At 48.8% G+C, this 12438-nt stretch carries 5 protein-coding genes; 4 read left to right on the top strand and 1 reads right to left on the bottom strand.

The features are described from left to right. Nucleotides 1–15: 15 nt before the first annotated feature. The 4 genes from KE626_RS01495 to KE626_RS01480 all read left to right on the top strand — a co-directional run bounded on the left by KE626_RS01495 (nucleotide 16) and on the right by KE626_RS01480 (nucleotide 7865). Nucleotides 16–2967 (top strand): SusC/RagA family TonB-linked outer membrane protein, encoded by a 2952-nt coding sequence (locus KE626_RS01495; RefSeq protein ID WP_211971118.1) that lies wholly within the window; start codon nucleotides 16–18, stop codon nucleotides 2965–2967. A gap of 23 nt (nucleotides 2968–2990) precedes the next feature. Continuing rightward, complete coding sequence (locus KE626_RS01490; RefSeq protein ID WP_211971117.1) at nucleotides 2991–4529, top strand: RagB/SusD family nutrient uptake outer membrane protein; 1539 nt, start codon at nucleotides 2991–2993, stop codon at nucleotides 4527–4529. Between the two features lie 142 nt (nucleotides 4530–4671). Next, nucleotides 4672–7131 carry a glycoside hydrolase family 31 protein gene (locus KE626_RS01485; protein ID WP_211971115.1) on the top strand — a complete coding sequence of 820 codons (2460 nt, stop codon included), beginning with the start codon at nucleotides 4672–4674 and terminating at the stop codon, nucleotides 7129–7131. A gap of 53 nt (nucleotides 7132–7184) precedes the next feature. Next, complete coding sequence (locus tag KE626_RS01480) at nucleotides 7185–7865, top strand: hypothetical protein (RefSeq protein WP_211971113.1); 681 nt, start codon at nucleotides 7185–7187, stop codon at nucleotides 7863–7865. A 102-nt stretch (nucleotides 7866–7967) separates the two neighbouring features. Here KE626_RS01480 and KE626_RS01475 read toward each other — a convergent pair whose 3' ends face one another. Further along, the gene (locus KE626_RS01475) at nucleotides 7968–12326 is read right to left on the bottom strand and encodes a glycosyl hydrolase family 18 protein (RefSeq protein ID WP_211971111.1); all 4359 of its coding nucleotides are present in this window, start codon (nucleotides 12324–12326) and stop codon (nucleotides 7968–7970) included. Nucleotides 12327–12438 lie beyond the last annotated feature (112 nt).

Raw genomic sequence — 12438 nt, 5'->3', positions numbered from 1 at the left:
ACAAAAATCCACTTTATGTCTAAAACAAGATCCATCACGCATCTTTTTCTGTGCATGCTATTGTTCGCCTTCCAGGGCGTTGTCAACGCACAGACTAAGACCATTACAGGGAAAGTCACTGACAAAAGCGGCGTCGCAATCCCTGGCGCCACCGTTCAGATAAAAGGCACGCAAAGCGGTACCACCGCAGATGCCGACGGGGCTTTTAAGGTTACTGTCGGTTCCGGAGCTTCTGCGCTGATCATAAGCTTTATTGGTTATACTCCCCAGGAAGTAAGTATAGCCGGCAAAACAAGTGTAAACGTACAACTGGCGCAGGAAAACACGAACCTCACCGACGTGGTGGTAGTAGGTTACGGCACCTCGCGTAAAAAAGACCTTACCGGCGCCATTGCCCAGGTAAAGGCGGCTGATTTTAATAAAGGGATCACTTCAGCCCCTGACCAACTGATACAGGGTAAGGTATCCGGTTTGATGATATTGAATAATAACGGTGCACCGGGCGCCTCCGCCACGGTTAGGATCAGGGGGGTGTCTTCTGTTCGCACCGGCAACCAGCCACTGTATGTGGTTGATGGAGTTCCCCTCGATGGCCGTGTAGCACGTCCATCGCTGAGCCTCACCGGGCTGGGACAAACTCCCGATGCCAACCCCATGAACTTTATTAACAGCAACGATATTGCTACCATGGAGGTATTAAAAGATGCTTCCGCAACAGCGATCTATGGTTCCCGCGGTTCCAATGGTGTGATCATTATCAACACCAAAAAAGGATCAGTAGGCCCAACCGTGGTAGATGTTAACTACTCCGTAGGCATGAGCAACATCATGAGAAAACTGGATGTTTTGAATGCCGACGAATACCGTGCAGCCTTAAAAGAATACAATCTTGGCGGCGACGGCGGTGGTAGTGCCGATGGCCTGGGCTCTATCCTCAGAACAGGTGTTAGTCAGAACGTTCAGGTAGCCATGAGCGGTGGAAATGAAACCAGCCGTTACAGAGCCTCCTTTGGCTTACAGGACCAGCAGGGTATCGTAAAGAAAACCGGGATGAAGAAATATACCGCTGCCCTCAGCGGCCAGAATAAATTCCTGGAAAGCAAACAACTGGGTATCGACTATAACATTATGGCGGCACAAACCAGCGAACAGCTGGCGCCCATTTCCAACAACGCCGGATTTACCGGTAGCTTAATTGGCCAGGCCTTACAGTGGAACCCGACCGTACCTCTCTACAAGCCGGACGGATCGCTGAATATATTCCAGAAAAACCAGGCGATTAATCCCATCAACATGTCGCAGGGATACAACGACAAGGCCAATATCACCTACATCCTCGCCAGCATCTCGCCTTATTTCAAGTTCAACGACAACTGGGAATACCGCATGATGTACAGCGTAAATCACCAGGTAGGACAAAGACGGGCCAGCCTCGATTCCTCCATCAACATTGACCAGGTAATGGGCGTAGGTATCGCAGCTTACAATACCGCTGAGCTGAATACACAGTTATTCAACAACACCTTAAGCTACAACAAACAGCTCTCCGCCGGCTGGAACCTCAGCGCCATGGTGGGATATGAATACCAGAAGTTTGCCTACTCCGGCATCGGCATCGGCGCCAAAGGCTTTCCGACCAACGCCGTAGATTATACAGACATCTTACAAACACCTACCCAGGTAAACACCAACATCAGCTCTTTCCGTAATCCGAGTTCCGAACTGCAATCTTTCTTTGGCAGGGTAACCGTAAACGCAAAGGACAAATATATCCTCACTGCTACCATGAGAGCAGATGGCTCCAGTAAATTTGGCTCCAACAACCGCTATGGCTATTTCCCTTCCTTTGCCGCGAAATGGAATATTTCCAGCGAAGAATTCATGAAGAGTGGCTCGTTCTTCAATAACCTGGCATTAAGAGCTGGCTACGGTATCACCGGTAACCAGGAATTCCCTGCCGGCGCGGCCCAGGCACAATATGGGCTGGCTTCCGGCGGCAAAGCCAGCCTGATCAATGTGCCCAACCCGGATCTGAAATGGGAAGAATCCAAACAACTGAACGTAGGTATTGACTTCGCCATCCTGAAAAACAGGTTGAGCGGTACAGTAGACTACTTCCTGAAAAACACCACCAACCTGTTATTCAGCTTCCCGGCCATCCAGCCGGCGCCGGCATCCAGCTACTGGATCAACTTACCGGGTAAGGTAATGAACACCGGTGTGGAACTGTCGCTCAAAGGAAATATCGTTCAAACCAAAGACTGGCTGTGGGCACTGGGTGTAAACGGTACCTGGCTGAAAAACGAAATGTCCGGCTATTCCGGACCAACCGTGAATACCGGCTCCATCGACGGACAGGGCGTATCTGGTGTAACCTCCCAGCGCCTGGCCAACGGCTATCCGCTGAACACTTTCTACCTGCGTAAATTTGAAGGATTTGATGATAAAGGCATCAGCATTTATGCAGACGAAGGAAGGACCCTCTACTACATGACCAACCCGAATCCGAAAGTATTACTGGGTATCAATACAGAAGTAGTGTATAAAAAATGGAGCCTCACCGCCAGCTCCCATGGCGCCTTCGGTTTCCAGGTGTACAACAATACCGCCAACACTGTGTTGCCTATCGGTAACCTGGGCTCCGCCAATATCGCCAAAGCACTGGTGGGTAACGGAGAAGCGCAAACGAATTCACCCGCAGCATCTTCCCGTTATCTCGAAAATGGCAGCTTCCTGAAACTGGACAACCTGACCATCGGCTACAACTTCGGCGCCGTAGGAAAAGTATTCAGAGCCGCCAATGTATATGTAACCGGCCAGAACCTGTTTGTGATTACCAAGTATACAGGATTTGATCCGGAAGTAAATACAGACAAAAACATCAATGGTGTAAGCTCCTTCGGTATCGAGTACTCTCCATATCCGACTGCCAGAACCTTCATGCTTGGCGTACAGTTTACCTTATAATCTATTGCTAAAAAAAGATCACAATGACGACTCAACATATATTTAAAACAGCATTGGTAATCGCCTGCAGCCTGGGTTTTACGGCCTGCAGTCTGAAAGAAGACCTCGGCAGTAACCTGAACCAGTCGCAGGCAGATTCACTCATCAAAGCCTCCCAGCTGCTGGGAACAGCTTATGATAACCTGCAGAATGCCTACCAGGACTTTTCCCAAACCTGGGGTATGTGCGAAATCACTACCGACGAAGCGCTCGGCCCCACACGTGGTAAAGACTGGGATGATAACGGTGTATGGCGCGCCCTGCACCAGCACCAATGGACAGCCGACCACGCGCATATACAGAATACTTTCAGCGCACTGCTGCTGGAACAATTCAGCGCCACCAACGTACTGGCCTTTCATCCAACGCCAAGACAAGAAGCTGAAGCCCGTTTTCTGCGTGCATTTTCCATGTTTGCCGTAATTGATCTTTATGGCCAGGTACCTTTCCGTCAGCCAGGCGATAACCTGCTGGAAGCACCAAAAGTTTATAAAGCTGCCGAAGGCCTGGATTTCATCGTATCCGAACTGAACGCCATTATGGCCAACCTCCCGGATAGAGTAACCGCCAAGGACGCATTTGTAGCCAGCAAAGATGCTGCACGCTTCCTGCTGATGAAAATATATCTTAATAAAGGCGCCTTCCTTAACAGGAAAGCACCCACCTTTGATGCAGCCGACATGCAAAAAGTAATTTCGCTGGCAGATGAACTGACCGCCAGTGGTTACAGCATCCAGACGAATTACTTTGAGAACTTCGCAAAAGATAATGACGCAAAATCTCACGAAAACATTTTCACGCAGCAGAATGGACCTGGCATCAGCAACATCCGCAACGGCAACAACGTATACTGCCGCTGGATGTGTACTCTGCACTACAGCCAGAACCCAAGCGGATGGAATGGCTTCACCACTTTATCTAATTTTTATAATTCATTCGAAGCCACGGATACCCGCAAAGGCGGCGCTTACCCCGGTGTTACCAACGTTTCCGGTTTAAGAGTAGGTTTCCTGGTTGGGCAACAGTTTGATCAAAATGGTAACAAGATCCTGGACAGAAGCAAACGTCCCCTGATCTTTACGCCGGAAGTGGAGCTGAGAGCCACCGGCGACCAGGTGGAAATGTCCGGCATCAGGGTAGTAAAATATCCGCCTGATATGGGTTCCGCAGGTAGCGAAGCCACCAATGACTTTGTATTTTTCCGTTATGCAGATGCGTTGCTGATGAAAGCAGAAGCGCAGATCAGGACAAGCAACACCGCCGGCGCATTACTCATCGTAAACGACCTTCGTGCCAAACGTGGGGCCACTCCGCTCCCCAGCATAGACCTCACCAAAATGCTGGCAGAAAGAGGCCGCGAATTGTATTGGGAAGGCTGGAGAAGACAAGACCTGATCCGCTTTGGTAAATTCCTGGATGCATGGCAGCTGAAAGATGCCAGCGATCCGAAATATCTGTTATTTCCGATTCCTACCAGCGATCTCGCTGTAAATAAAAACCTGGTACAGAACCCGGGCTACTAATACTTTTCTTTTTGTCGCAGGCAGGATCTACGGATCCTGCTATTGCGGCTAACCCATCTCCCTGACCACCTACTTTTCCAGGTTACGCACCAGGCAACTGATGCGACAGGGGAGCCTTTTGCGTAGACAATCAATCATTCATATGAATACAAAAGCTTTGCTGAGGCCCACAGGATGGCTGTTATTGCTGTTCTGTCTGCCGGCCGCGGCACAAAACCAGGTAAAAACGATTGGTAAAATAAATACCGTGAAAATTTCGGGACAACAGGTCAGTATCGGTGCTGAAAATGCGTTCGCAGAAATTACGGTCTACAGTCCTGCCGTGATCCGTGTAAGAGTGGACCAGCATCCGCTCAATACCAGTTTTTCCTATGCGGTTGTTGCCAAACCCATAGCCACCAAAGTGCAGACTACACAAAACAGCAACGAAATCAACATTGTTACCGATTCACTGCAACTGCGCATCACCAAAAATCCTTTTTCCATCCGCTTCCTTACACCTGGCGGAGAGGTGATCAACGAAGATGAAACCGGCCTCACCACTTCCTGGATCGGAGACGAAGTAACCACCTATAAAAAAATGCAGGAAGGCGAACGGTTTATTGGTCTCGGGGAAAAAACCGGTAACCTCGATCGTAAAGGTGAGGGCTATACGAACTGGAATTCGGATAAATTCGGCTATGCCGCCAACCAGGACCCCATTTATGCTACCATCCCTTTTTACGTAGGCATCCATCATCATATCAACTACGGCATTTTCTTCGATAATACCTTCCAGAGCGATTTTAATTTCGGCGCCAGCAATAACCGGTTTTCTTCCTTTGGCGCCAAAGGAGGGGAGATGAATTACTATTTCATCTATCATCCGCAAATGGCAGATATCATTGCTTCTTATACTACCCTGACCGGTCGCATGCCGATGCCGCCGCTATGGAGCCTGGGATATCAGCAAAACCGCTACAGCTACTACCCCGATACAGAAGTGCTGCGTATTGGGCAAACCTTACGCGAGAAAAAAATACCGACAGATGGCATTACGCTCGACATCCACTACATGGATGCTTACAAACTTTTTACCTGGAACAAAAATCGTTTTCCCAACCCCGCCCAGCTCAGTAAACAGCTGGATAACATGGGATTCAAACTCACCGTGATCGTAGATCCCGGCATTAAGGTAGAAGAAGGTTATGCGGCCTATGAAAATGGGAAAAAGGAAAACATCTTTATCAAATACAGCGATGGGCAAAATTATACCGGACAGGTATGGCCCGGCTGGTGCCACTTTCCGGACTTTACCAGTGTAAAGGGCCGCGACTGGTGGAAAGGGCAAATCAAATCGTATATGCGTGACGGTATCCGCGGCATATGGAACGATATGAATGAAATTGCCACCTGGGGACAAAAGATGCCCAACAATGTCATCTTTGACTTTGAGGGCCATCCGGTTACACACCAGCAGGCGCACAACATATACGGACTGGAAATGGTAAGGGCCAGTTATGAAGGCAGCCGCGAAGAACTGAAGAAACGTCCCTTCCTGTTAACCAGGGCAGCTTATGCAGGCTCGCAGCGTTACAGCGCCATCTGGACCGGCGATAACCGCGCCGAAGAGGATCATATGCTGCTGGGAGTAAGGCTGCTGAATAGTTTAGGCATTAGCGGCATGCCCTTCGCCGGCATGGATATTGGCGGCTTCACCGGCAATCCTACGGTAAGCCTGTATGCCCGCTGGATGCAGATAGGTGCCTTTATTCCCTACTTCCGTAATCATACCGGCGTTAACACCAAATCATCCGAGCCATGGGCCTATGGAGAAGAAGTACTGGAAATTACCCGCAATTACGTGAACCTGCGCTACCGGCTGCTTCCCTACCTGTATAGTTCCATGTATGAAGCAACGCGTACGGGCATGCCCGTTATGCGCACATTGGCGCTCGATCATACCTTTGATTCCAATGTATACGATACCCGGTTTCAGAATCAATATGGTTACGGCAGCGCCTTTATGATAGCCCCCCTCGAGAGTACTAAAGAATTTGGCTCCATTTATTTTCCCGAAGGAAAATGGTATAATCTCTATAACGATACGGTGATCAACGGCAACCAGGAGGTAATTACCCCGCTGAATCTGAAAACATTACCGGTGTATGTAAAAGAAAGCAGCATCATACCCATGCAATCGCTTATACAATCTACCGCAGAAAAGCCATCAGACACCCTGTTTCTCCATATCTACAAAGGAAACAAAGCACATTCCTTTGTTTATTATGAAGATGACGGAGAAAGCTTCGATAATGAAAAGGGTGTTTTCTACCAACGCACCATCAGCTACGATCCTGCAGGTAAGAAAATTGTACTGGAAAAAAGCAACGGCAGTTATGCTTCCAAATTTCACCACATACAGCTATTACTTCACGGTTTTAATGAGCAAAAAAGTATAACCGTTAACGGTAGTCCGCTATCGTTACAAACAGACGGCTATGCTTTCCTTTCACCTATTTCCCGTTTTGACCCGCAAGGGTTTTCGATTCCGGCAGAGCGTTGCTCCGTCCGGCGGGCAACCTTCAACAATGGTAACGAGCTCATTAACGTGGATTTGTAATAAAAGAACGGCCCCCCTTGGATTTTCCGGGGGGTCTTCTTTATATTTGGCAGATGAAACGCTTATCCCTTATCCTGTTAACCGGATTATCTGCCTGCCACTTTTCTTCCGGCAACAATAACATAAAGGCTACCACACCAGATACAATGGCAACAGCTGTCAACAGGATAGACGATCTTTTAAAGCTCTACACGGAATTAAAACATGATACCGTAGAGATAGCAACAGCCGGAAATGACAGCACCAATACCTGGCAATATCAAGGCACACTGATCGACACCTCCCTGTTACATTTACTAACACCTGATTACATAGATCGTGATCCGCTCTATTATGCCTGTTATAAATTTTACCTGGATAACAATACCATTGGACTGATTACACGAACACCCGCCGAATATGAGTCCTCATCCATCAAACTATTTGCCTATCACAAAAAAACGAATACTGTCACTTTTGAAACTGAACTGGCCGATCATTGGGGCGATGCCGGCGATGCCCTCACTAAAAGTTCCTGGTTGTTCCGTTCCGCCGGCAGCAATTGGCTGGGAATTACCGAACAATATAATTACAGTGAAGATCCGGAAGATTCGACCGTTCCCATTACTGAAACTTATGACTACTACCACTTTAAGTGGAGTGGCAGCAAAATAGATACTACCAGCACAGATAGTTCCGCGCTGGTGGAAATCTTCAAAAAAATGGCGCCCGTAAGGATAAAGCCGAAAGCATAAAGCAAAAAGCTATTGTGGCGAATGACCTACGCGGATAAAAATATTCCGCATTAATTATTCGCCACAATAGCTTTTTGCTTTATGCCTTCAGCTTATTCTTTTTTACATCCTTATTAACTTGGCGCTGCCTATTTTCCTTGTTTTCTGACTGGTTACCCTGATAATCCAGGTACCGGTATGTACTTTACCGATGTTAACGGTAACCTGCTGTATTCCTTTGCCTGATGGCATATACATCTGCTGTATAACAGGTGCATTTCCCTGCAGGTCCATTATCTCAATCAGCAACTTATCGCCCGGATTTCCGTCTACCCGCAACTGGATTTCGTTGCCGTTTACCGGGTTGGGATAGGTAAACAAAGCAGCCGGCACTGGTGATGTAGCTGTCAGCGCCATCTCTGCTGCAGCTGCGCCGGTACAGTCTCTTACATATTCCCATGGCTTGCCGGAGCCGGTATTTTGATCCGGCTGATTACCTTGTGTCCACCATTTGGCTTTATATACTTTACCGCCATATACCGCCTGATCGCCGGCTACAAAAATACCGGAGCTGGTCCAGGCAGGGATACCGTTACAGCTGCCGCCGCCGGAGGTATTTACCGATACATTAATGGCTGCGGAAGTAGCAGATGCGCCACCATTATCCGTTGCCTTAGCCGTGATCACGTAGCTGCCAGTGGCTACATTGTTCCAATTGTAAGTATAAGGCGCGCTGCTGTCAACGTTTAATACGCTGGCGCCATTATAGAATGTAACATAGGCGATACTGCCGTCCGCATCGGATGCTGTAACGGCAACGGCTATATTAGCCGGAGCAGTAAATGTGGCATTGTTAGCAGGAGCAGTGATACTTACAACAGGAGGAGTGTTACCACTGCCGCTGCAATCTCTCACATATTCCCATGGCTTGCCGGAGCCGGTATTCAGATCGGGTTGGTCGCCTTGCGTCCACCATTTGGCATTATATACTTTGCCTGCATATACCACCTGGGCGCCGCCGCTATAAGCAGTGGCAGATACCCATGCGGCAATACCATCGCAACCGCCGCCACCAGCGGGGTTTACAATAATGTTTACTACTGCGGAAGTGGTAGACGCACCGCCATTGTCTGTTGCTTTGGCTGTAATAGCGTAATTACCTGCCGCCACATTGGTCCAATTATAACCATAGGGCGCAACAGAATCTATTGCCAGCAAGGCTGCGCCGTTGTAGAATTCAACCTTCACAATGCTGCCTGCGCTATCGGTGGCAGTAGCGGTAATATTCACTGCGGCAGGGGCAGTATAAGTAGTATTGTTAGCCGGAGCAGTAATGTTTACCACCGGTGGCTTATTACCCGGTGTGTTTACTTTTACCGTAACAACAACAGACCTGGTGCTATCGCCCTTATTATCTTTTGCCAACGCGGTGAGATTATATGTTCCGGCAGGCACATTATTCCAGGTAAAGCTATAAGGTGCAACGGTGTCCGTAGCCAGCAAAGCATTACCGTTGTAAAACTTAACAAAGGACACCGTACCATCTGCATCAGTAGCGGTAGCCTGTATATTAATACTGGCCGGGGCATTATAACTGGCATTATTGGCCGGAGCAGTAATGTTCACTACGGGTGGGATATTTACCGGCGCGGTGCCAAAGAAATATTCATAATAGTTGTTGGCAAACTCATCGCCATGTACTTTATCCCAGTTAACCGACCAGGTCATGATGCCTCTGAAATTTGGATACCCGGCGGGTTTTCGCAACGTATAGGCGCCACCGTATGCTTGTCCTTTTATCAGGTAGTCCAGTGCTTTTTTCACATTGGCAGGCGTGGTATATCCTCCGCCGGCCGCACTGGCTGATGCCGGTACGCCAAATGCAACCTGGTCTTCCCGGAGGGCCGGGAACACTTTTCCGGTGCCGGATACCGGGAATCCCTGCAACAGGATTTCCGACATTGCTACAATGAAATCGGAGGTCGCCTGGTTGTAAACACCATTATCCAGCCCCATTACGGAACCGGTGTTATAATATTGCGGATGGATGAAAGTCAGCTCGGATCGCAATCCGTAGATCACCGGTAAATACGCACCTACCAGCGGGCCGTAGGCCGAGCCATAGGCTGTTTGGACATAATAGGTTTCGGGGGCCATGGTGAGCCAGCAATCCTTACCCAGTCCTTTGCGATAATTGATCACCTCTTTAATAGCAGCAACCAGGTTTATCACTTTCGGGGTAGTAGGATTGGTGAAATCATTGTCACCACTGTTGAGCTGTAAATTGGCGCCGCCTTCTATATCTATGTCAAATCCATCAAAATTATACTGATCCAGCAAAGCTTTCATCGATGTAACAAACGCCTGTTTTTGTGTAGTGGTAGTCAGATCCAGCGTACCGGTTTCGCCGCCGATCGACAACAACACCTTTCGGCCTTGCGACTGCAAATAAGCTACATCGGAGGCAAATGCCGCCGGGGTGGTATTTTCCGGAACAAAGCTCATCGTAGCCTTATCTGTTCCGCTCATGGCAAACGCAATTTCAATAACATTATATTTCGGGTTCACATTACGGAGAGGGATATACGGAGATGCATCCGTAGGAGTGCCCCAGTTTTGCCAGTAGCCTACAATCACTTTGCCGGTGTTTACCACCGGTCCGCTGCTCACAACCACATTGGCGATGGCAGATGTGGTGCTGGCGCCTTTATCATCCGTAGCAATTGCTTTGATAGCATAGGTGCCCGCGGCGGCGCTGGTCCAGCTGTAACTATACGGGGCGGTACTGTCAATCACCAGCAGCGTTGTATCTCTATAAAAGGCCACGCGCTTTACTACACCATCTGTATCACTGGCGCTTGCCTGGATATTGATAGTAGCGGGTAAAGTATAGGTAGTATTATTAACCGGCGCGATCAGATTTATCCGGGGAGGAATGTTGCCTGCTACATTACCGGCAAATACAGCGTTGATCTTGTTGACTAGGGGAGAGGTAGTATTGGGGCAATAGATCAGCTTTCCCTTGGCTTGTGTGGAAGCGGTCATATTTAACATATCTCCGAATACCTGCCAGATAATAACGCCGGCCAGTCCGTTATCTTTAATATACTGTGCCTTTTCACCAATGGAGCGTTCGTTGTCATAGCTCAGGAAAAAGCTGCCATTGGTTTTATAAGGCACTTTGGCTACATCATCCCAATGGTCCGTCCAGCCCGACCCTGCACCTGTTTTATTGAGTATGAAACTGTAGTTAGGAGTGCCGTCCCACTGATCTTTCGGCCAGTTGGTATAATCCGCGCAGGTTTGAATAGGCCCATCGGGCTGTACTGTTTCCGCGCGTTTAACCGTAGCGCCATTTAATGCGGCAGCACCGCTGGTGATTACGCCCCGGCCATAAAAAGGAGCACCCAGGTTTACCTTACTCATATTTACACCGAGTGCACGCAACGCCTTTGTGGTGGCATCGAGGGAGAAACCGCTGTATTCTGCGCCGGGGTAATCATACAATGGCGCGTTATGTCCTGCTTTGTTGGACCATCCGCCATTATAGTCGTAGGTCATCATATCAAAGTAGTTCATAGAATTGTTGAGTCTTGCCCAGTCGAAGCCTTGCAGTTTAGCGGGAGCGGCAGCAAAGCAGGAGGTAATGAGTTTATTAGGTCCGATGGCGGCTCTCAGCTGTTCTATCAGCGTAGCGAAGTTGGCAAAATCAGCCGGGCCATAGTGTTCTATATTCATACCGGGATCGTTGGGGTATTCCCAGTCAAAATCAATTCCATCAAACCCCATACTGATCAGCTCCTGGCAGCCGGCGATGAAGCGGGCCCTTTTAGTAGCATCTGCGGCCATTTCCGGGTAATGTTTACACATGCTCCAGCCACCGATGGAAGCCAATACCTTTACCCCTTTCTGATGGGCCAGGTCAATTACGCCCGGGGCGCCGCCCTGTTTCGGAACAGATAAAGGAAAGGAGCCGGTTTTACCGGTATTTACATTACTCCAGCCACCGCCTGCATTACGATAGCCGAGGGAGTAGGCGTAGCTGCCATCCGATATATTATAAAGAATATCGAGTTCGCCGTAGAGAAGATACATATCCCAGCTGCTGTATATGTCGGTGTTTACCAGGGCAGCAGGGGCTTGCGTGGCGCCTGCCTGGTAAATATTTTTGTTCCGGTAGTCGCCACTGTGCAGGGAGCCGTCTACCGCCACGCCAAAGAAGGAAAAATTAAGAATGGTGTACTGGGAGTAGTCCACATTTAAATGATTATAACCTCCGGCGGGGACAACGCCTGCTATATTTTTCCAGGCATCCCATTGGGTGATATAACCTATCACCTGCTTATTGTGCTGTTGGGTGGTGGCGGTTACAGGCGGGTTTACCTGCGCCATGAGCTGGCTGTGCAGAAGGCCTGGCAGCAGCCAGCATGCAAGCAGCACCCGGCATAATATGCCGTTTTTTAATGTAAAGAGGGAATTCATACTATTGCTTTTATTGGTTGAAAAAAAATTACCAGAATGATATGGTTATCAGGTACACGCTACAGGTATATCTATGCTCTTCGGACGGCCCGGGTATTATTACAGGTTCAAC

This window comes from Chitinophaga hostae (assembly GCF_018224885.1).
In the GTDB taxonomy this organism is placed as follows: Bacteria; Bacteroidota; Bacteroidia; order Chitinophagales; family Chitinophagaceae; genus Chitinophaga; species Chitinophaga hostae.
Note: the sequence above shows the minus strand (reverse complement) of the source record. Positions and strands in the feature narration are given on the sequence as shown.

Excerpts from the sequence above, each read along its gene's own strand:
- KE626_RS01480 (WP_211971113.1), top strand. The coding sequence starts at position 7,185 with ATGAAACGCTTATCCCTTATCCTGTTAACCGGATTATCTGCCTGCCAC.
- KE626_RS01490 (WP_211971117.1), top strand. The coding sequence starts at position 2,991 with ATGACGACTCAACATATATTTAAAACAGCATTGGTAATCGCCTGCAGC.
- KE626_RS01485 (WP_211971115.1), top strand. The coding sequence starts at position 4,672 with ATGAATACAAAAGCTTTGCTGAGGCCCACAGGATGGCTGTTATTGCTG.
- KE626_RS01475 (WP_211971111.1), bottom strand. The coding sequence starts at position 12,326 with ATGAATTCCCTCTTTACATTAAAAAACGGCATATTATGCCGGGTGCTG.
- KE626_RS01495 (WP_211971118.1), top strand. The coding sequence starts at position 16 with ATGTCTAAAACAAGATCCATCACGCATCTTTTTCTGTGCATGCTATTG.